Consider the following 20,904-nt stretch of genomic DNA (forward strand, 5'->3'; position numbering starts at 1 on the left):
CAGGTACCGCTCCAGGGCTCGGCGAGCACTCCGCGCCCCCGCCGAGAACTTCATACCCCCCTCGGGTACGAGGTCCTCAGCGGGCGAGCTCCGGCGGCAGCGCGCCCGAGGTGCCCGCACCCACGAGGTCGCCGTCGTGCAGGTGGCACGCCACCCGCCGGGGCTCGCCCGTGCGCGGCGGGCCGAGCACGGGCCGCACGTCGCGACAGACGTCCATCGCGTGCGGGCAGCGCGGCGCGAACGGGCAGCCCGCGCCGAGCCGCTGCAGGTCGGGCGGGGCGCCCGGGATGCCGGACAGCTCGCGCCGCGGGCCGTGCAGCGGAGGGAAGGAGCCGAGCAGCCCGGCGGAGTACGGGTGCCGGGGCTTGCGGTACACCTCCGAGGCGGTGGCCTCCTCGACGATCTCCCCGGCGTACATGATCGCGATGCGGTCGGCGACCTCGACCAGCAGGGACACGTCGTGGGTGATGAGCACGACGGAGAAGCCCAGCCGGTCGCGCAGCTCCATGATCTGCTCGAGGATCTGGCGCTGCATGACGACGTCGAGCGCCGTCGTCGGCTCGTCCATGAGCAGCACCTGCGGCTCCAGGGCGAGCGCCATCGCGATCATCACGCGCTGGCGCATGCCGCCGGAGAGCTGGTGCGGGTACGCCCGGAGCCGGTCCGCGGAGATGCCGACCATCTCGAGCAGCTCTGCGGCGCGCGCCTCGAGGTCGCGCGGCGACAGCCCGGGCCGGTGGGCGCGGATGCCGTCGGTGAGCTGCCGCCCGATCCGGAAGACCGGGTTGAGCGAGCTCATCGCGCCCTGGAACACGATGGCGACGTCGCGCCACCGGGCGGCCCGCAGCTGCGCGTCGGTGAGGCCGAGCACGTCGCTGCGCCGGCCCTCGCGGTCGGTGAGCCAGACCTCGCCACCGGTGATGAGCCCGGGCGGCGGCAGCAGCCGCGTCGCGGCGTACGCGAGGGTCGACTTGCCGCAGCCGGACTCCCCCGCCAGCCCCAGCACCTCGCCGCGGTGCAGCGTGAGATCCACGCCGCGCAGCACGTGCGTCGGGTCGTCGCCGAAGCCGTAGTCCACGTGCAGGTCGCGGATCTCCAGCACGGGCTCGCTCATCGGTCCTCCTCGGTGTGCGGTTCCTGGTGCAGTGCGGCGCGCCCGACGTCGCGCGCGCCAGCCCCCGTCGGCCTCACCACCGGGGTGAAGCCGACGCGCGGGCGGATGCCGCGCCGGCGCAGGGTGCGGGCGTGCATGCCGGTGCTGCGCAGGCGCGGGTTGACCAGCTCGTCGATGCCGAAGTTGATCAGGGTGAGCGCCATGCCCAGCAGCGCGATGCACAGGCCCGCGGGGACGAACCACCACCAGGCGCCGCGCTGCAGCGCCAGGTTGTTCTGCGCCCAGAACAGGATGGTGCCCCAGTTCCACTCGCTCACCGGCGTGATGCCGATGAACGCGAGCGTCACCTGGCTGAGCACGGCGAACGTCACCGTGCCGACGAAGCCCGCGGCGATGATCGCCGTGAGGTTCGGCAGCACCTCGGCCAGCACGATCCGCCAGGTCCGCTCGCCGGTGGCGCGCGCGGCCTCGACGAAGTCCCGCTTGCGCAGCGACAGGGTCTGGGCGCGCAGCACGCGCGCCCCCCACGCCCACCCGGTGACGCCGATGACGAGCGCCACGGTGATCCCGCCGGCGCTGGGCAGCTGGGCCGCGATGATGATGATGAGCGGCAGCTGCGGGATGACGAGGAACACGTTCGACAGCGCCGAGAGCCCCTCGTCGCCCAGCCCGCCGACGAACCCGGCCGTGACGCCGACGACGACGCCGAGAGCGGTGGCCCCCAGCCCCGCGACCAGCCCGACGACGAGCACGCCGCGGGTGCCGACGATGATCTGGGACAGGATGTCGCGCCCGGTGTGGTCGGTGCCGAGCCAGTGCGCGCCCGACGGCGGCTGCAGCAGGGCGGTGCTCACCTGGTCGGGGTCGTAGGGCGCGACCCACGGCCCGACGACGGCCAGGATCCCGAAGAAGACGAGGATCGCGATGCCGACGAGCGCCTTGGAGTTGCGCAGGAACAGCAGCCGGGGCCGCCGGCCCGGGCGCGCGACGCCCTGCCCGACGTCGTCCGCCCCCGCGGGTGCCGCGACCTCGATCGCGGTGGTCGATGTGGCCATGTCAGCCCTCCTGCCGGGTGCGGGGGTCGAGCGCCGCGTACGCCAGGTCGGCCACGAGGTTGGCGACCAGCACGGACAGCGTGATGACGAGGAAGCAGCCCTGCATCAGCGGGTAGTCGTGGGTGGAGACGGCCTGGAAGAGCGTGTAGCCGATGCCCTGGTAGCTGAAGACCATCTCCATGACGAGCGTGCCGCCGACGACGAAGCCGAGGGCCAGGGCGAAGCTGGAGACCTGCGGCAGGATCGCGTTCCGCGCCGCGTACCCCACGACGACCGCCCTGGCGGGCAGCCCCTTGGCGTGCGCCACGGTCACGTAGTCCTCGCTCGAGACGGTGACCATCATGTTGCGCATCCCGAGGATCCAGCCGGAGATCGACGACACGACGATCGTCAGCGCCGGCAGGGTGCCGTAGTAGATCACCGAGCCGACGAACTCCCAGCTCAGCGACGGCACCATGCCGCGGTCGTAGCTGCCGTTGGACGGGAACCAGCCCAGGTTGACGGCGAAGACCGCGATGGCGATGAGGCCCAGCCAGAAGTACGGCACGGCGGAGAAGAACGTCGTGATCGGCAGGAGCGAGTCGGCCCAGGTGCCGCGCCGCCAGCCGATGCCGGTGCCCACGGCCGTGCCGAGCAGGAACGCGATGATCGTGGCGATCCCGACGAGCCCCACCGTCCACGGGAGCGCCTGGGTGACGATGTCGGCCACCGGCGTCGGGAAGTGGGTGAAGCTCAGGCCCAGGTCGCCGTGCAGCAGCATCTGCCAGTAGTGCACGTACTGGTCCCACAGGGACATGTCCTGGTCGAGCCCGAACAGGACACGCAGGGACTCCTCCGCGTTCGAGTCGATGCGGCCCTGCATGCGCCCCATGAGGGCGGTGACCGGGTCGCCGGGCAGCAGCCGCGGCACGAAGAAGTTGATGGTGATGGCGGCCCAGGCGGTGAACAGGTAGAACGCCGCGCGGCGCAGCACGAACCTCATGGCGTCACCTCCGGCGAGGTCAGCACCGGCGCGTCCGCACGGTCGGCGTAGCCCCAGCACGCGGCCCGCCGCGGCTCCCCCGCCGGGCCGTGCCCGACGTCGAGCAGGGGCGGCGTCTCGGCGGCGCACAGGTCGGTGGCGAAGGGGCAGCGCGGGTGGAACCGGCAGCCCGACGGCGGTCGCACGAGGCTGGGCGGCTCGCCGCGCGGCGTGCCCTCGGGACGCTCGGCCAGGTTCTCGGGGTCGGGGGCGGAGGCCAGGAGCAGCCGCGTGTACGGGTGCTTCGGGTCCTGGGTGACCGACTCGCTGTCCCCCGACTCCACGACCCGCCCGGCGTACATCACCAGGGTGGTGTCGGCGAAGTACCGGGCCGAGGCGATGTCGTGGGTGATGTAGAGGATCGCCAGGTGCAGCCGGTCGCGCAGGTCGGCGAGCAGGTTGAGGATGCCGAGCCGGATGGACACGTCGAGCATCGAGATGGGCTCGTCGGCCAGCAGCACCTCGGGGTCGGCCGCGAGCGCCCGCGCGATGGCGATGCGCTGACGCTGCCCGCCGGACAGCTCGTGCGGGTACTTGTCGACGTACCGCTCGGCGGGCGTGAGGTGGACGCGCTCGAGCAGCTCGGTGAGCGCCCGCTCCAGCTCGTCCCCGCGCAGGCGGCCGCGGTGGATCCGCAGCGCCCGCGTGAGCGTGTACCGCACGGGGTGCACGGGGTTCAGGGACGCGAACGGGTCCTGGAAGATCATCTGGACGCGGCCGACGTAGCGGCGGAACGCCCGACGGCCGCGCGCACGGGCGTCGGCGCCGCCGAGCAGGAGGCGGCCCCCGGTGGCGGGCTGGAGCTGGGCGAGGAGCCGCGCCACGGTCGACTTCCCGGAGCCGGACTCGCCGACGAGGGCCACGACGCGGCCGGCGTGGAGCGCGAGGTCCACGCCGTCGACGGCGTGCACGACGGCGCCGCGCCCGGAGCCTCGGCCGGCGCCCTTGACCGGGTAGTGCTTGGTGAGCCCGACGGCCTCGAGCACGGGCTCCCGGGGGTCGGTCTGGGGGGAGGCCCCCGGGGCGCCGTCGGGCGCCCCGGGGACGGTGGTGTGGACGGACATCAGGACGCGGGCTCCAGGTGCATGACGATCTGGGCGGCCTGGACCCCCGTGGGCTGCGGCTGGTTGTACGGGTCGTCCTCGGACGGCCAGCCGACGTAGTTCAGCGAGGAGTACTGCGCGGTGGCGGGGCGCGACCAGATCGGGATGGCGGGCACCTGCTCCACGTAGACCTGCTGGATGATGTCCATCGCGGCCTGGCGCGCGGCGTCGTCGGTCGCGGCGGCGTAGTCGGCGAACGCCTTCGTGGCGGCGTCGTCCTGGAAGCGGCCGAAGTTCCACGTGGCCGGCTCGCCGAGCTTCTTGTACTGCGCGCCGTCGAACTGGTCGGAGTACATGTCCCACGGGGTGGCGCCGCCGTCGGTCCAGTGCAGCGTGGCCTGGAAGTCGCCCGGCGGGACGACGTCGGCGAACCAGCCGTCCTGGTTGACGGGGTTGACCGTGGCGTCGACGCCGAGCTGCGCGGCCGCGTTCTTGATGAGGTCGAGCGCGGTGAGGTAGTCGTTCCAGCCCGCCGGGTCGGTGAGCTCGAAGGTCACCTTCTCGCCGTCGGGGTCGACGAGCTTCTCGCCCTCCCAGGTGTAGCCGGCGTCGGTCAGCAGCGCCTTGGCCCCCTCGACGTCGACGGCGAGGTCCGCGTCCGCATACGCGTCGGAGAGGTACGGCTCGCCGGCGGGCAGCGGCAGGCCGGTGGCGTTGGTGAGCGGAGGGTTGACGCCGGAGGTGGCGACGTCCACCAGCTCCTGCCGGTCGATGACCATGTTGAGCGCCTGGCGGAAGGCGACGTCGTCGAACGGCTTCTTCTCGTTGTTGAGGAAGAGCGCGTCGATGCCGAGACCGGCGGCCGCGTACTGGTGGTAGTGCTCCGGGTCCTGGGCGATGTAGACGTTCTCGTAGTCGGCGATGAACGTCCAGCCCCACTGCGCCTCGCCCGTGGTGAGGGCCGTGGTGAGCGCGTTGTTGTCGTTGTACGACGAGTACCGGATCTCCGGCACCTTGGGCTGGCCGCCCCAGTAGTCGTCGCGGGCCGTGACGGTCGCGGCCTGCGGCGTCCAGGACTCGAGCGTGTACGGGCCGGTGCCGACCGGGTCGGTGTTGGTGAACGTCGTCGGGTCCTCGACGTCCTTCCACAGGTGCTCCGGGACCATCAGCAGGTCGTAGAGCTTGGACTGGTTGACGTACTGCGGCGCGGTGAACGACACCGTCGCGGTGGTCCCGTCGGTCTCGACCTTGTCGTACGGCAGCGCGGCCGCGTTGAGGCCCTCGTGGTCGATGCGCAGCTGGATCGAGAACGCGACGTCGTCGGCGGTGAACTCCTCGCCGTCCGACCAGGTCACGCCGGCACGCGGCGTGATGACGGCCTGCGTGTAGTCCTCGTTCCACTCGATCTTCTCGGCCAGCCAGGGCTCCGGGTCCTCGGACGGCTTGGCCTGGTTGCGCATCATGAGCGGCTCGTAGATGACGAACGCGTAGCCGAGCGAGAGCGCGGACGAGCCGGTGGCGAACGGCGACTGGTTCTCGGTCTGCACGCCGTTGGGCATGCCGACCGTCAGGGTCTCGGTGCCGACCCCGCCGGCGGCGGCCGACGGCTCGCCGCCGCCGTTGCCGCCGCCGCAGGCCGTGGCCAGCAGGGCGACGACCGCCGCGCTCGCGACCGCCGTGCTGAGCTTGCTGATTCTCACGGTGTGCCTCCTTGCACGAGCCCCGCGGGCGCGGGGCGCTGGGTGATGGTCAGTGCTGGATGGTCAGTGCTGGGTCAGTGCTGGGCTGTCGGGCTCGACGTCGACAGCGAGGTCGACGGTGAGGTCGACGGTGAGCCGCGGGTCGCGCACCGACCGGCTCGCGGTGAGCCGGTAGGTGCCGGGCGGGGTGGTCCAGCCGCCGGCGGCGGCGTCCCACGTCTGGAGGGTGCGGCGGGGCACGCGCACCTCGGCGACGGCCTGCTCCCCCGGCGCCGCGTCGACGACGGCGAAGCCGCCGAGCCAGCGCACGGGGCGCGCTGGGTCGGTCGCGGCCGTGCCCGCGGGCGGGGCCACGTAGACCTGCACGACCTCGCGGCCCGGCCGGGCACCGGTGTTGCGGACCGTGACGCGCAGGACGACGTGGTCGGTGCCGGTGCGGAGCTCCGCGGACTCGTAGGCCCACGTCGTCCAGCCCAGCCCGTGCCCGAAGGGCGCGGCCGGCGCGGGGCCGGCGCACGATCCGGAGCCGACGTCGAGCCGGCGCTCCCAGGCGCGGTAGCCGACGTCGAGCCCTTCGGCGTAGTCGACGACGCCGTCCGCGGGGATCGCGTGCGGGACGGGCACGTCGCCGGCCCGGGCGGGCAGCGTCCACGGGAGGCGGCCGGACGGCTCGGTGACGCCGGTGAGCACGTCCGCCCAGCCCGTGCCGGCCTCCTGGCCGGGGAGCCAGCCCCAGAGCACGGCGGGGGCGTCCCCGTACCAGGGCAGCAGCACCGGGGCGCCCGCGTTGACCACGACGACGGTGCGGGGGTTGGCGGCGAGGACGCGGCGCACCAGCTCGTCCTGGTTCCCCGGCAGCTCCAGGTCGGCGCGGTCATACCCCTCGGACTCGACCTCGTGCGTGGTGCCGACCACCACGACGGCGGCGTCGGCGGCCCGCGCGGCCGCGACCGCGGCCTCGAGCTCGTCCTCGGCCGACGGCCCGGGCAGGCGGTGCACCAGCGCGCCGCGCACGAACCGGTCGTAGCCGACGGGGTGCACCACCTGGAGCTCGGCCACCAGCAGCGCGCCGTCCGGCCCGCCCGCGACGTCGAGGGTCGCGGCGATCGGGTGGTTGTGCCCGGAGGCGAGGATGACGTCCTCGCGGGCGACGACGTCGCCGGTCGACGCGAGCCGTCCGTCCACCGTGACGCGGTGCACGCCGACCGTGCCCACGCCGAGCTCGTGGCTGCCCGGCTCGTCCGTGCGCACCCGCGCGGTGAGGCGCAGGGTGACGTCGTCGGGGCCGACGTCGGCGCACCAGCCGTCCCAGGCGGTGCGGGTCTCGACGCGGCGCACGCCGCCGTCGGCACCCACCCACTCGACGCGGAGGCCGAGCGCGCCCGTGACGGGGTCGGTGCAGCGCGCCGGGTCCAGCGCGGGCGGGTTGCGCAGCACGCGCGAGCCGGCGACGACGTCCACGACGGAGCCCGCCGGGAGCGCCTCGCGCAGCGCGTCGGCCGGGTGCGCGAGGCGGTCGGGCACGACGAACGACGAGCCCCCGCCCTGGAAGAACGGCTCCACCGCGTGCGCGCCGAGGAGGGCCACGCGCAGAGGGCCGCGGTCGGGTCCGCCGACGAGCGGGACGAGCCCGTCGTCGTCCTTGAGCACGACGACGGAGCGCGCGACGAGCTCGCGCAGCAGCGGTGCGGGGTCCACGGCCGGGGCGGTCAGGGCCGCACCGTCGTCGCCCGGCAGCGCGAGCCGCCCGACGCGGTGCGCGAGCCGCAGCAGCCGCCGCACCTTGTCGTCGAGGTCGGCGACCGCCACCGCCCCCGACCGGACGGCATCCAGCAGCCCGTCGCCCCACGGCCCGTCCGGCCCGGGCATCTGGAGGTCGAGGCCGCCGCGGACGGCCGGCGCCACGGACTGCGTGGCCACCCAGTCGCTCACGACGAGCCCGTCGAAGCCCCACTCCTCCTTGAGCACGCCGGTGAGCAGCGGCCGGTGCTCCAGGGCCGGCGCCGCGACGGTGCCGTCGTCGACGCCGCTGTACGCACCCATGACGCTCCACGCGCCCGCGGCGACGAGCCGCTCGAACGGCGCGAGGTACACCTCGCGCAGCGTCCGCTCGTCGACCCGCGCGAGATAGCGGGTCCGGTCGGTCTCGGAGTCGTTGGCCACGTAGTGCTTCACGCACATCCCCACGCCGCGCTCCTGCGCCGCGCCGACGAGGGCGACGGCGACCTCCGCCGTGAGGTGCGGGTCCTCGGCGTAGCACTCGAAGTGCCGCCCGCCCACGGGGGTGCGCTGGAGGTTGACCTGCGGCGCCAGGACGACGTCGACGCCGTGCCGCCGCGCCTCGGCCGCGAAGAGCTCCCCGGCCCGGCGCGCGAGGTCGAGGTCCCAGGTGGCCGCGAGCGCCGACGGTGCGGGCAGCATCGCGGAGGTGCCGCGGCCGTGCGGGTCGCGCACGCCGACCGGTCCGTCGGACAGGACGACGGGCTCGAGGCCGACGGCCGCCACGGCCGTCGTCGTCCACATGGAGGCTCCCACGACCAGGGCGACCTTCTGCTCCACGTCCAGGCGACCGAGGACGTCCTCGATCTCGCGCTCGGCGCGGGTGCCCCCGGCGCGGGCCGCCCCGTGCACGGGGGCATCGGCGCTGCTCGTGACTGCGGTCTGCGATGACACGCGGTGGCACTCCTTCGTCCCGGTCGGCGCACCTCGTCGGCGTCGACTGGCGACAGTGAAGCACAGTTACTGACAGGTAAGTAAGTAGCGCAAGGTCACAGTATGGTGACGCCATGGCAGACGGCAGCGCCCCGCGACGGACCCGCCCCTCGAAGGCCGAGCGGCGCGAGGAGATCCTCGCCGCGGCGACGCGCGTGTTCGGCTCGAAGGGCTACCACGCGGGCTCGCTGGTGGACGTCGCCGAGCAGGTGGGCATCACGCACGCGGGGGTGCTGCACCACTTCGGCAGCAAGGACAAGCTGCTCTGGGCCGTGCTCGAGTACCGCGACCGGGTCGACGTCGAGCACCTCGAGGGCCAGCACATCCCCGGCGGCCTCGACCTGTTCCGCCACCTCATGACCACGGCGCGGATCAATGCCGAGCGGCGCGGCATCGTGCAGGCGTACGCGGTGCTCACGGGCGAGTCCGTCACCGACGGCCACCCGGCGGCCGCCTGGGTCACCGAGCGCTTCACCGTGCTGCGCGGCGAGATCGCCGCCGCCGTGCAGCAGGTGGCCCGGGAGCGCGGGACGGAGCTCGGCGACCCGCAGGCACGGCGGGCCGCGAGCGCCGTCATCGGCGTCATGGACGGCCTGCAGGTGCAGTGGCTCCTGGACCCCGACGCCGTCGGCCTCGCCGAGGACACCGCGTTCGCCATCGAGGCGATCCTCGCCGCCGCGCTGGCCGGCCCGGAAACCCCGCGCGTCGTCCCCGCGAGATAGAGAACCCCTGAGCGCGCTCAGGGGTTCTCTATCTCGCGGCGGTCAGCCGGTCACCAGGGTGAGGCCGTAGGCGTCGAGGATCTCGCCCACCGGCTGGAAGAACGTCGTGCCGCCCGAGGTGCAGTCCCCGGACCCGCCGGAGGTCACGCCCTGCGCCTGGTCGCCGGCCAGCAGCGAGCCGCCGGAGTCGCCCGGCTCCGCGCACACGTCGGTGCGGATGAGCCCGTCGACCGTGCCCTCGGAGTACGAGACGGACACGTCGAGCGCCTCGACCGTGCCGCAGTGCCAGCCCGTCGTGGAGCCGGAGCGGCACACCTGCGCCCCCACGGGTGCGGGCTCGGCGCCCGCGACGGCGACCTGGCCGCCGGACCAGTCGTTCACGGCGCCCACCGGCGTGCTGCCCGCGTCCACCTGCACGTACGCGTAGTCGTCGCCGGGGAAGCTCGACCCGGCGAACTCGCCCGTCGGCTGCACGGTCGGGTCGCCCGCGGCGCCGCAGTGCCCCGCGGTGACGAACCCGTCGGTGACGGCGAAGCCCACCGAGCAGCGCGATGCCCCGTTGATGTAGAACGCGTTGCCGCCGACGACGTCGTCGAGCACGCGCGGCCGCTCGGCGGTGGTCGTGACGGTGGCCGCCCCGTCGGGCACGCCTGCCTCGGCGAGCGCGGCGCGCGCGTCGTCGGCGGCGCCGTCGAGCGCCTCCACCACGAGCGCGTTGTCCCGCAGGTCCACGTGCCAGCCGGTCACGCCGCCCCCGGCGGCGCCGTCCAGCGACTGCGCCCAGCCCTCGAGCTGGTCCAGCGAGTAGCGGGCGTCGACGGTGCGCGCGCCCGCGGCGCGGGCGGCGGCGGACCCGTCGCCCGTCGTGGCGACGTACAGGCGGTCGCGCTCGGGGTCGAGCCACGCGCCGGCGAAGTCGTCGCCGAACGCCTCCCGCAGCCGCTCCTGCGCGTCCGCGGCGTCGTCCTGGAAGTCGAGCCGTTCGACGGCGCGCTCCCGCGACACGCCGAGGTCGTCCGTCATGGCCTGCAGGAGCCCGGCCGGATATCGCTCCGCGCCCGCGACGTCGTCGTCGGGGCTCGGGCCGGCGGCCTGGGCCGTCGCCGCGGTCGCCGCGAGCGTGAGCCCGGCGGCCGCGGCGGCCATCGTCCTGAAGGTCGTGCGTCTCATCGGAGAATTCCTTCCGTCAGGTACCGGACGGTTGCCCGGCGCACCACACGCTACGGGGGTGGTCAGCGCGCGGCCAGGGCGCGCCCAGCCCCCCATGTGCGCCCGGCCGGGTGCACACTGATCCTTCGTGCGCCCGATCCCGTGGCTGCGCCCGCACCGGGTGCCCGCGACCTCCCCCACCTCGCCCGCGAGCCTGCGCCGTCGCCCGGCTCAGGTCGTCACCCTCGCGTTCCTCGCGACGATCGCGGCGGGGACGGCCCTGCTGAGCCTGCCGATCAGCGCCGCGGGGAGGAACGCGAGCTTCGTCGAGGCGCTCTTCACGGCGACGTCCGCGACCTGCGTGACCGGGCTCGCCGTCGTCGACACCGAGCACTTCTGGACGCCGTTCGGGCAGGCCGTCATCCTGCTGCTCATCCAGGTGGGCGGGTTCGGCGTCATGACGCTCGCCTCGCTGCTCGGCCTGCTGCTCACCCGGCGCCTGGGGCTCAGCACCCGCCTGGTGGCGACCGAGTCGACGCGCTCTGTCGGCATGGGCGACGTGCGGCGGGTGCTGCTGGGGGTGCTGCGGTTCACCGTCGTCACCGAGTTGGTGGTCGCCGCGCTGCTCACGGCGCGGTTCGCCGCCGCCTACGACGAGCCGCTCGGCCACGCCGTCTGGTCGGGCGTCTTCCACGCCGTGTCGGCGTTCAACAACGCGGGCTTCTCGATCTACAGCCAGAACCTCGTGCCGTTCGTCGCCGACCCCTGGGTGTGCCTGCCCATCTGCGCCGCGATCATCATCGGCGGCCTCGGCTTCCCCGTGCTGCTCGAGCTGTGGCGCCTGCACCGCATCCGCCGCACCGAGGAGGGGCCGACCGACCTCGCCCGGCTGTCGCGCTGGAGCGTGCACACGCGGCTCACCGTGCTGATGACGGCGGTGCTGCTCGTGGTGGGCACGCTGTTCTTCCTCGCGGCCGAGTGGCGCAACCCCGGCACGTTCGGCCCGCTCGACCCGCCCGCGAAGGTGCTGGCCGCGTTCACGCAGGCGGTGATGCCGCGCACGGCGGGCTTCAACTCCGTGGACCTGTCGCAGGCCAACAACGGCACGTGGTTCTTCACCGACATGCTCATGTTCATCGGCGCCGGGTCGGGCGGCACCGCCGGCGGCATCAAGGTGACGACGTTCGCCGTGCTCGCCGTCGCGATCTGGTCCGAGCTGCGCGGCGACCCCGACGCCACCCTCTGGGACCGGCGCCTCACCCCCGCCACCCAGCGGCAGGCGCTCACCGTCGCGCTCGTCGGGGTCGCCGCCGTGGTGCTGCCCACCCTCGCGATCACGCTCTCCACCAGCCTGTTCACGCTGGACCAGGTGCTGTACGAGGTGATCTCGGCGTTCAGCACCACCGGCCTGTCCACGGGCATCACCGCGGACATGCAGCCCTGGCACCAGCTCGTGCTCGTGGCGCTGATGTTCCTCGGCCGGCTCGGCCCCATCACGCTCGGCACGGGCCTCGCGATGCGCGACCGGCAGCGCCTCTACCGACGTCCGGAGGCGGCCGTCGTCATCGGCTGACGACCGCCCCGTGCTCGGAGCGTGTCAGCAGTTGGTGCCGGCGTACGTACCGACGGCCTGCGCGGACTCCTGGAACTCGGAGCCGGTCATCGCGGACATCGCGTCCTGCAGCTGGGTCATCGCCTCGGCGTCCGTGGGGTCCTCGGCGGCGGCGGCCAGGCCGTCCGTCGCGGTGCGGAACGACGTCGTGAGCGCCTCCCAGTCGTCCGCGATCTCCGCGGGCGGCTCGTCGACGCTCTCGAGCGTGGTGGTGAGCTCCTCGAGCTTGTCGACCGTGGGCTGCAGGTCGGCGGGGTCGACGTCGCCCATCGCGGAGGACGCCTCGGTGATGGCCTGGACGGCGCCGCACACGTCGTCGCCGGCGGCCTCCTCGGCCGGCGCCTCCTCCTCGGCGGGGCTCTCCTCGGGCGCCTGCTCCTCGGCGGCGGGCGTGGTCTCGCCGGAGCCCGAGTCGCCCGACCCGCTGCACGCGGCGAGGCCGAGGGAGAGCAGGGCGGCGGCGGCCACGGCGGCGGCACGGGTGGTCGTCAGTCGGTTGCGCATGGTCACCATGGTGGACGACCGGACGCGTTCGCGCGCCCCCGTCCGCAGGGCAGAGGTCCCCATGTGGCGCCGGTCACGCCGGGCGACGTGATGGTGCCGGTGACGGTGCCGATGACAGTGCCGGTGACAGTGCCGCTGACAGGCGATGACACACTCGTGCCGCACGCTGACGCCGGCGACCCGGCGGATCTGCCCACGCACGAGGAGGACGCACCGATGGCCGAACGAGTGACGTTCGCGAGCAGCACAGGGCCGCGGCTCGCGGGCATCGTCGACCGCCCCGAGGGCGAGGTGCGCGGCTGGGGCCTGTTCGCGCACGGGTTCACGCTCGGCAAGGACTCCCCGGCCGCGGCGCGCATTTGCAAGCAGCTCGCCGCCGAGGGCATCGGGATGCTGCGGTTCGACAACCTCGGGCTCGGCGACTCGGAGGGCGACTGGGGCGACGGCTCGTTCACCGTCAAGGTCGCCGACACGGTGCTCGCCGCGCGGTTCATGGCCGAGCACCTCACCCACGGCGAACCGCCGGCGCTCCTCGTCGGGCACTCCTGGGGCGGGGCCGCCGTCATCGCCGCGGCGCAGGAGGCGGGCGCGCGCGCCGTCGCCTCCGTGTGCGCGCCGTTCGACCCCAGCCACGCCGAGCACCAGTACGACGACCTGGTCGACCAGGTGCTCGCCGAGGGGAACGCCGTGTGGCAGGTGGGCGGCAAGCGCCTCAACCTCAAGCGGGGGATGGTCGAGGACGTCCGCGACGCCGACCTCGACCATCGCATCGCCGACCTCGGACTGCCGCTGCTGATCATGCACTCGCCCACCGACCGCGTCGTGGGCATCGAGAACGCCAGCCAGATCTTCGCGGCCGCGCGGCACCCCCGCAGCTTCGTGGCGCTCGAGGGCAGCGACCACCTGCTCACCGCGCCCGGGCAGGCGCAGCGCGCCGCCCGGATCGTCAGCGCGTGGGCCGACCCGTACCTCGGCCCGCGGTAGCCGTCAGGCCGCGGTAGCCGTCAGCCCGCCGTGGCCGGGCGCAGGAAGCCGTCGCGCACGAGGCCGCGGACGGCGGGCAGCAGCTCGGCGCGCAGGTCCTCGGCGGAGAGGTCGAGCAGCGCGCCGAGCGCGCCGACGATCTGCCCGACGGCGAGCTCGCCGTCGCACACCCCGACGAACGCGGCCAGGCCCGTGGAGGCGTGCACCCCGCGGCCCAGCCCGTCGCCCTGCCGCACCACGACCACGTTCGGGTCCGCCAGGCCGGGCGTGTGGAACCGCTCCTCGGTGACGTCGTCCGCGACCACGAGGTGGGCCTGGGCCAGGGCCGCGTCGTCGCGGGCCTCGAGCCAGTCGTGTGCCGCGAGCGACGCCGCGACGTGCGCCCCGAGGGGCTGGTGCACGGACCCCGTGTGCTCCTCGAGGCGCCGCAGCGTCGGGCGCGCGCCGTCCGTCGGGCGGCGGAGGGTGACGATGCCGAATCCGACGGCCTCGACGTCGCGCGAGGCGAAGTCGTCCAGCCACGCGCCGTAGGCGGCGGCCCACGCGCCGGGCTCGCGCTCGCCGGTGGTGCCGCCGTCGCGGATCCACGTCTCCGCGTACTCGGCCGGGTCGAGCACCTCGCGCTGGATCACCCAGCCGTCCAGGCCGGCCTCGTCGAGCCACGCGCCCACGCGCTCCTGCCACGGCTCACCGCGCCGGTGCTCCCAGTTGCCCAGCAGCTGCGCGACGCCGCCCGGCGCGAGCACGCCGCCGACGTCGCGCACCAGGTCGCGCACCAGGTCGTCGCCGGAGCGGCCGCCGTCGCGGTACTCGTAGTCGCCCAGCGCGTCCGCGACGGCGGCGCCCGCGGCGCCCGTGTGCGGGGTGATGACGAACGGCGGGTTGGAGACCACGAGGTCGAAGCGCTCCCCCGCCACCGGTTCGAGCATGGAACCGTGCCGCAGCTCGACGCCGACCCCCTGCGCCGGGGTGTTGAGGGCGAGGTTGAACCGCGCGAAGCCCAGGGCCCGTCGCGAGAGGTCGGTGGCGACGACGTGCCGGGCGTGCCGCGCGGCGTGCAGCGCCTGGATGCCGCAGCCGGTGCCGAGGTCGAGCACGCGGCCGACCGGCGTGCGGGACGTGACCTGCGCCAGCGTCGTGGAGGCGCCGCCCGCGCCGAGCACGTGGTCGGTCGCGAGGCGCCCGCCGGTCGCCAGCTCGGCCAGGTCGCTCGACAGCCACCACGACGCCTCGCCGCCGGCGTCGACGGCGGCGTACGGGCGCAGGTCGACGACGGCGCGCACCGCGTCGTCGTCCGCCTCGCCGGCGGCGGCCACGAGGCCCAGGCGGGCGGCGCCCGCCGTGCCGAGGTCGGGCAGTGCCCGGTCGAGCGCCGTCCGTGGCACCTCGTCGCCGAGCAAGAAGAGGCGCGCCAGCACGGCGCGCGGTTCGTGCGCGGCCGCGACGTCCGCGAGGGCGCGGCGCGCGGGCACGGTCTGCTCGCGGTGCAGCGCCGCCGACGCGACGTCGCCCAGCGCCTCGCCGACGCCGTCGACGGTGTAGCCCGCCGCCGTCAGGCCCGACCGCAGCGCGTGCACCAGGGGGGCGGCGTGCCCGGCCGCACCGGGCACCGGCGTCGAGGCAGGTGTCGAGGCAGATGACGAGGCGGAGCCGCCCGTGGTCATCAGCCCGCGCACCCGGTCGCGACGAACGACGTGATGTCCTTGGCGGCCGCCGTGGCGTCGGCCGTGTCGTCGGCCGTGATCGCCCCCGCCATCGCGGAGCTCACCGCGTCCGCGTCGTCCTCGTCGACGTCCTCGAACGCGGTCGCCACACTGTCCAGGTAGCCGGCCATCGTGTCCCACGGCTCCGCCACGTCCTCGGGCGGCTCGGCGTCCGCCATCGCCTTGTCCGCGGTGCGGAAGCTCTGCACGAGGGAGCGCGGGTGCTCGGGGCTCAGGTCGACGAGCGCACGGTTGGTCGTGGACCACGCCTGCTGGAGGCCGGCGCACGTCTCGGTGTCGAGGCCGCCGTCGTCCGCGCTCGGGTCGGGTGATGGCGCGGAGTCCGACCCGGAGTCCTTGGACCGGCTGGGCTCGCCCTCGACCCCCATCGCGAGGTCGCCCGGGATCGAGACCGCGGGCGCGGGCTGCACCACCGGCTCCTCGCCGCCGTCGGCCTGCCCGCAGCCGGCCAGCGCGGTCCCCGTCACGAGCATCCCCACGACGACGACCGGGAGGTGGCGGGGCAGGAGGCGGGCGCGGCGCATCCCCCTATGGTGCGTCACCTCCCCCGCCCGCGGAAATCCCCGCTCAGTCGGCGGGCGCGTCCGGGGCGCTCTCCTCGTCCGGGGTGTCGGCGACGCCGCAGTCGGCCTTGAGGAAGGTCGTGACACGGTTCGACGCCGCCGTCATCGCCTCGGTGTCCAGCCCGGCGAGAGCCCCGGCGACGGCGGCCGCGACCTCGCCCTCGTCGGCCGCCTCGATCTCGTCGGCGACCGCGCCGACGTAGGTCGCGACGGTGATCCAGTCGTCCCGCACCTCGGCGGGCGGCCGCACCTCGGTGAGCGCGTCGCGGGCCCCGACGAAGCCGCGCTCCAGGGTGGCCGGGTCGTCGGCCGTCATCCCGACCTGCAGGCTCGCCGACCGCGACCACGCGGCCTGCACCACCGGGCACTCGTCGGGCGGGCCCGCCGCGAGGACAACCTCCGCGGGAGCGCCCGCCTCCCACACGAAACCGGACGCCACGCCGACGCCGAGGCCCAGGAGCAGCGCGACCGCACCCGCCGCGGCGAGCGACGAGCGACGTCGCCAAGGCCCCCGAACCGGTCGCCTCAGGCGACCGACCAGGCCGCGCGACGCGCCGGCGACGCGTCTCGTGCTGGCCCTCATGCTGCCGAAGGCTACCGGGAGAGGCCGCGGCGGCGGAACGTCACCGCAGGTGGGAGGGCGCCGCTTGACCCGTGGCGGGCGTTCGGCCAGATTACGCGCGTGACCTTTACCACGCCCGGCCTGTGGGTGCATCCCGAGAACGACCCGCGAGCGACGGGCGTCGACCCGGTCGGCGAGAAGGAGACCCTCTGGGAATATCTCTGCCGCTACCGCATGACGCTGGTCATGAAGTGCGAGGGCCTCGACGCCTCCCAGCTCGCGCGCCGCGCCGTGCCGCCGTCGACCCTCTCGCTGCTCGGGCTCGTCCGGCACCTCGCGAACGTCGAGCACCACTGGTTCCGCCGCGTGCTCCAGGGCCGTGACGAGCGCGGCCCGTTCGAGCTGCCCGGCTACCCGGACGTCGACTTCGACGGCGCCCTCCCGGACGTGACCTGCGTCGAGGAGGCGTGGGACGCCTGGCACCGCGCCGTCGAGGTCGCCGACGACTGCTTCGCCGGCGAGGACCTCGGCCGCGAGGTGCCCTACGACGGCGGCACCGTCGAGGCGCGCGACGTGCTGCTGCACGTGCTCGAGGAGTACGCCCGGCACATGGGCCACGTGGACCTGCTGCGCGAGTGCCTCGACGGGCGCACCGGGCTGTAGCCCGCGCTGTGGCCCCGCCCGCGGCCGCGTAGCGTGCCGACCATGGCGGGTGTGCGGAGCTTCCTCAGCGGCGTCCTGGTCCTGCTCGCGGTGCTGGCGGCGGTGGTCACGGTCCCCGCGCGGTACGCCGAGGGCACGCTGCTGGACACGGACGCCTACGTCGCCGCGACCGCGCCGCTGGCGGACGAGATCACCACGCAGGACGCGGTCGCGGAGGCCCTGACCGGCACCGTGGTCGAGCAGATCGACTCGGGCGTGCTCGCCGGCGTGCTCCGGCCGGTGATCGGCGAGGTGGCCGACGTCTTCGTGCGGTCCGAGGCCTTTCCGCCCGCCTGGGAGGAGGCCACGCGGCAGGGTCATGCCGCGACGATGACGGTGCTGCGCGACGAGAGCGACGTCGTCGACGCCGCCGAGGGCGTGGTGACGCTCCCGCTCGACCCGTTCCTGGAGTCGATCGGGCAGGCGCTGCGCGACCGCGGGCTGCCCGTCCCCGAGGGCTTCGCGACGACCGGTGCCGACGTCGTCCTGTACGCGTCGGACGACCTCGCCACCGCCCAGTCGGCCGTCGCCGCCCTGGACCGGTGGACGCCGTGGGCGCTGCCGGCGACGGTGCTGCTCGCCGTGCTGGCGGCCCTCGCCGCCCGGCCGGGCCGGCGCCTGCGCACGGTCGCCGTCACGGGGGCGCTGACCGCCGTCGCGATGCTGGTGCTACTCGTGCTGCTGCCAGAGGCCGTCCAGGCGGGCTTCGCCGGGCTCGACGTCGGCGAGGCGGGACGCCAGGTGCTGGACGACACCGTCGAGGCCCTGCTGGTGCCGCTGCGCACCCAGCTGTGGTGGGCGTTCGGGATCGCGGCGGCGGTGGGAGTCGGTGCGGGGGTCGCGGCCGGCGTGCTGCGCCGCGGCCGCGCGGCCTGATCCCCGGCCCGGTCCCGCCGCCCGGGCGTCGGCCCGGGCGGCAGGTGCGGGTCAGTCGCCGGAGGTCGCCCAGAAGAGGGCCTGGGCGGCCTGTCCCAGACCGCCCTTCGGGTGGGTGCGGAAGAACACCGACGTGCCGAAGACGACGGCCCGCGCGCCGGACTCCGCCTCGCCCGAGACCACGGCCGCCTGGCCTGCCGCCGCGTCGGGGCCGCCGGACCCCGCGTCCGACGGCGCCCAGTGGCCGGCGAGGAACGGCCGGTCCGCGTCGTAGGACTGCTCGGCCGTGGTGCTCTCGCCGAGGTCGGTGAACCAGGTCGCCGGGTAGACGAACGCCTGGTCCTGCGGGTGCGCGGACAGGAACGACGAACCGGCGGTGTCGACGGCGACGATCCCGTTGCCCGACCGGTTGCCCGTGACCGCCGAGCCCTCCACGAGCCCGTACGTCTCGGCGACGGCGAACGCGGCCGCCGTGCGGCCCACGACCGAGCCGCCGTCGTCCACCCAGCCCTGCACGGCCGCCCGGCCCGCGCTGCCGGCCGGCAGCGTCAGCGACGACCCGACCCACAGGACGTCGGCGTCCTCGAGCCCCGTCGTCCCGGTGGCCGCGCCGGCCTCGATGCCGCCGGCCGTCACCCGGACCAGGTCGTCGAAGCCGAGCTCGGTCAGGGACAGCAGGTCGTCCTGGGTGCCGGCGTACGCGACCGTGAGGTCGTCGAGCTCCGCCGCCTCGTCGAGCCGGCGCAGCTCCTGCCGGGTCGCAGCCTCGAACGGGACGTCGTGCTCGCGCCCGACCTCGCGGACGGTCCGGCCGTCCCCGCGCCCGACGACGGCGCGCCCGTCGTCCAGGAGCCAGACCGGGACGTCCTCCTCCAGCAGCGCGTTGAGCGCGCGGTAGTCCTCGACCCCCGCGACGTCGAACGCGACGTGGCGCGCCCCGTGCGGCACCTTCGCGTCCGACGGCTCGTCGCGCAGCGGCACCACCGTCCCGACCGGCCGGTCCGTGGTCGACCCGACGCTGTCGACCGTCGCGCCCCACAGGGACGACAGGCTCCACGCCGAGATGTCGTACATCGACGGCACCTTCGCCGAGATGTCGGTGCCCAGGTCGAGCAGGGCGTTCGCCAGGCCGCGCAGCGGCTGGTGCAGGTCGACGACGAACGACCCGCGCGGGTACGTCGTGCCGCCGACGCGGGTGCTGCGCGCCAGCGTGCCCACCTCCACGCCGTGGAACAGGAGCTGGTCCACCAGCGCCTCGGCGTCGGCGGCGGAGCGCTGCCCGTCGCCGACCGGGATCACGTAGGCGCGCGGCAGGTCGACCGGGTCCTGGTCGTCGACCACGTCCCAGTGCTCCTTCCACTCGTCCGGCCCCGGCACGGCCGCCACGTCGTCGACCGTCAGGGCGTCCTTCGGCTCGCCCGCCACACCCCGCCGGAACGCCTCGACCTGGTCGGCCAGCATGGCGTCGTCGTGCCCGGCCACGTAGTCGATCATCGACGTCATCGTCCGCTCCGCCACCGCCGTGTTGATGGCGGCGTCCTCGGGCGTGGTGGCCGGGCCGGTGCGGCCCTTCGGCAGCTCGACGGTGCTGGTCGTGGCACCGTGGAAGGCCGCGTACTGGGCGGTGAAGACCGGCGGGTAGTCGTCCCACCCGGACGGCGTGTCGCGGTACGGGATCTTGATGAAGCCGGTGTTCTCGTCGACCGCCTCGTCCGTGGCCGGGTCGTAGTAGGTGTTCCCGGGGATCTCTGCCGCGACCACGTCGTCCTCCACCTGGCGCGCGATCGCGTACCCGTGCGGGATGAACAGGTCGTACTCGTAGTTCTCGCCGTGCGGCGGGCCGCACGGCTCCACCTGCAGCACGTCGGTGTACCCGTGGAAGTCCGCCGCGTATAGCGGTTGGAGCGCCTGCGCCGTCGCGACGAAGGACCGCGACTCCGGCGTCGCCCCGGTGATCATGTCGCGGTTGGCGTCGAGGCTCAGGCTCGTCGCCCGGGTGCCGAGGGTGCGACCGTCGGGGTTGAGCGTCAGCGAGAAGTACAGCCGGTGGTCCTCGAGCAGGGCCGCGGTGGCCGCGTCGTCCGACGTCGCCAGGTCGTCGATGACCTGCATCGCGGCGTCGGTGCCCTCCCACTCGTTGCCGTGGATGTTGGCGCTGATCCACAGCGGCGTCTTGTAGCCCTCGGCGAGGCGGCGGTCGGCCGCGGCCCGCTCCGGGGAGGTGCGGATCTCCTCCCGCCAGCGGGTCTGCTGCGCCGTCTCGCGGCGGGACTCCGGCGCCGTCACGGTCACCAGGTACAGGTCTCGGCCCGCCGTGGAGCGGCCCACCACCTGGGTCGAGACGCGGTCGCTCGAGGCCATGAGGGTCGTCAGCCGCGGGGCGATCTCGGCGTAGCTGATCGTGCCGTTGAGGTCGGTCGCGTCGTCGTCCTCCGGCGGGTACACGGTCAGGTCGGGCTGGGACGGGTAGGCGCGGGGCATGTCGATCGCGCCGCTCGTCGTCCCGCCGCCGTGGCCGTGGCCGGGCCCCGAGCGCTGCGCCGTGCGCGCGAGCTCGGCGAACGACGCCGCACCCGCGGCGGGTACGTCCCGCTCGGGGCCACGGCCCGGGCGGTCCGGGCGATCGTCGGCGGCGGCGGTGCCGACGAGCGTCGTCGCCAGGAGGGTGAGGGTGCCGAGCACCGCGACGGTGCGTGGGAGCTTCATGGGTCTCCTTCTCGTCGTCGTCGGCGTGGACCCCGTCGTCCCGCCCGGGCGCCGACGCCGAGCGCCGGCCCCGGTCCAGCATGTCGTGACCCGGGGGCGTCGGCACGGCCGGAAACACGATGTTCACCGGGCGACGCCGGGCGACGGGGACTATC

17 protein-coding genes are annotated in these 20,904 nt (G+C 74.7%); 5 read left to right on the plus strand and 12 right to left on the minus strand.

The annotated features are described in order from the left end of the window. Positions 1-76 precede the first annotated feature (76 nt). The 6 genes from ABZ493_RS07295 to ABZ493_RS07320 all read right to left on the minus strand — a co-directional run bounded on the left by ABZ493_RS07295 (position 77) and on the right by ABZ493_RS07320 (position 8,606). The gene (locus ABZ493_RS07295; RefSeq protein WP_430581510.1) at positions 77-1,114 is read right to left on the minus strand and encodes an ABC transporter ATP-binding protein; all 1,038 of its coding nucleotides are present in this window, start codon (positions 1,112-1,114) and stop codon (positions 77-79) included. Further along, on the minus strand, positions 1,111-2,169 hold the full coding sequence (locus ABZ493_RS07300; RefSeq protein ID WP_430581511.1) for an ABC transporter permease: 1,059 nt from the start codon (positions 2,167-2,169) through the stop codon (positions 1,111-1,113). Before ABZ493_RS07300 ends, ABZ493_RS07295 begins: the two co-directional genes overlap by 4 nt. A 1-nt stretch (position 2,170) precedes the next feature. Continuing rightward, positions 2,171-3,151 (minus strand): ABC transporter permease, encoded by a 981-nt coding sequence (locus ABZ493_RS07305; protein WP_430581512.1) that lies wholly within the window; start codon positions 3,149-3,151, stop codon positions 2,171-2,173. Beyond that, complete coding sequence (locus tag ABZ493_RS07310; protein ID WP_430581513.1) at positions 3,148-4,254, minus strand: ABC transporter ATP-binding protein; 1,107 nt, start codon at positions 4,252-4,254, stop codon at positions 3,148-3,150. The genes ABZ493_RS07305 and ABZ493_RS07310 overlap by 4 nt, the downstream gene beginning before the upstream one ends. Continuing rightward, positions 4,254-5,933 (minus strand): ABC transporter substrate-binding protein, encoded by a 1,680-nt coding sequence (locus ABZ493_RS07315; RefSeq protein WP_430581514.1) that lies wholly within the window; start codon positions 5,931-5,933, stop codon positions 4,254-4,256. The genes ABZ493_RS07310 and ABZ493_RS07315 overlap by 1 nt, the downstream gene beginning before the upstream one ends. 63 nt (positions 5,934-5,996) lie before the next feature. Then, complete coding sequence (locus ABZ493_RS07320) at positions 5,997-8,606, minus strand: glycoside hydrolase family 3 C-terminal domain-containing protein (protein WP_430581515.1); 2,610 nt, start codon at positions 8,604-8,606, stop codon at positions 5,997-5,999. Positions 8,607-8,719: 113 nt separating this feature from the next. Here ABZ493_RS07320 and ABZ493_RS07325 point away from each other — a divergent pair, with 113 nt between their 5' ends. Then, positions 8,720-9,367, plus strand: coding sequence for a TetR/AcrR family transcriptional regulator (locus ABZ493_RS07325; RefSeq protein ID WP_430581516.1), 648 nt, complete (start codon positions 8,720-8,722; stop codon positions 9,365-9,367). Positions 9,368-9,409: 42 nt separating this feature from the next. Here the strand turns inward: ABZ493_RS07325 and ABZ493_RS07330 are convergent, their stop codons facing one another. Then, positions 9,410-10,537, minus strand: coding sequence for a S1 family peptidase (locus ABZ493_RS07330; RefSeq protein WP_430581517.1), 1,128 nt, complete (start codon positions 10,535-10,537; stop codon positions 9,410-9,412). Between the two features lie 127 nt (positions 10,538-10,664). Here ABZ493_RS07330 and ABZ493_RS07335 point away from each other — a divergent pair, with 127 nt between their 5' ends. After that, the gene (locus ABZ493_RS07335; RefSeq protein ID WP_430581518.1) at positions 10,665-12,089 is read left to right on the plus strand and encodes a potassium transporter TrkG; all 1,425 of its coding nucleotides are present in this window, start codon (positions 10,665-10,667) and stop codon (positions 12,087-12,089) included. Between the two features lie 24 nt (positions 12,090-12,113). Here the strand turns inward: ABZ493_RS07335 and ABZ493_RS07340 are convergent, their stop codons facing one another. Beyond that, entirely contained in the window at positions 12,114-12,632 is a 519-nt protein-coding gene (locus tag ABZ493_RS07340; RefSeq protein ID WP_430581519.1) for a hypothetical protein, read from the minus strand. A gap of 216 nt (positions 12,633-12,848) precedes the next feature. On the opposite strand from ABZ493_RS07340, the gene ABZ493_RS07345 reads away from it, so the two are divergent. Beyond that, a complete protein-coding gene (locus tag ABZ493_RS07345) occupies positions 12,849-13,616 on the plus strand; it encodes an alpha/beta hydrolase (protein ID WP_430581520.1) in 768 nt (255 codons plus the stop codon). Positions 13,617-13,636: 20 nt separating this feature from the next. On the opposite strand, the gene ABZ493_RS07350 is transcribed toward ABZ493_RS07345, so the two are convergent. Genes ABZ493_RS07350 through ABZ493_RS07360 form a run of 3 tightly spaced genes read right to left on the minus strand, consistent with a single transcriptional unit; the run spans position 13,637 to position 16,486 of the window. After that, entirely contained in the window at positions 13,637-15,280 is a 1,644-nt protein-coding gene (locus ABZ493_RS07350; RefSeq protein WP_430581521.1) for a methyltransferase, read from the minus strand. Then, positions 15,280-15,864 carry a hypothetical protein gene (locus ABZ493_RS07355; protein WP_430581522.1) on the minus strand — a complete coding sequence of 195 codons (585 nt, stop codon included), beginning with the start codon at positions 15,862-15,864 and terminating at the stop codon, positions 15,280-15,282. The genes ABZ493_RS07350 and ABZ493_RS07355 overlap by 1 nt, the downstream gene beginning before the upstream one ends. A 43-nt stretch (positions 15,865-15,907) precedes the next feature. After that, entirely contained in the window at positions 15,908-16,486 is a 579-nt protein-coding gene (locus ABZ493_RS07360; protein WP_430581523.1) for a hypothetical protein, read from the minus strand. 99 nt (positions 16,487-16,585) lie between these two features. Here ABZ493_RS07360 and ABZ493_RS07365 point away from each other — a divergent pair, with 99 nt between their 5' ends. Both ABZ493_RS07365 and ABZ493_RS07370 read left to right on the plus strand, forming a co-directional pair. Continuing rightward, the gene (locus ABZ493_RS07365) at positions 16,586-17,128 is read left to right on the plus strand and encodes a DinB family protein (RefSeq protein WP_430581524.1); all 543 of its coding nucleotides are present in this window, start codon (positions 16,586-16,588) and stop codon (positions 17,126-17,128) included. 42 nt (positions 17,129-17,170) lie between these two features. Then, positions 17,171-18,043, plus strand: a complete 873-nt coding sequence (locus ABZ493_RS07370; RefSeq protein ID WP_430581525.1) for a hypothetical protein — start codon at positions 17,171-17,173, stop codon at positions 18,041-18,043. 51 nt (positions 18,044-18,094) lie between these two features. On the opposite strand, the gene ABZ493_RS07375 is transcribed toward ABZ493_RS07370, so the two are convergent. Then, on the minus strand, positions 18,095-20,749 hold the full coding sequence (locus ABZ493_RS07375) for a M14 family zinc carboxypeptidase (protein WP_430581526.1): 2,655 nt from the start codon (positions 20,747-20,749) through the stop codon (positions 18,095-18,097). Positions 20,750-20,904: the final 155 nt, after the last annotated feature.

This window comes from Isoptericola sp. NPDC019482, from assembly GCF_040632295.1.
GTDB lineage: Bacteria > Actinomycetota > Actinomycetes > Actinomycetales > Cellulomonadaceae > Isoptericola.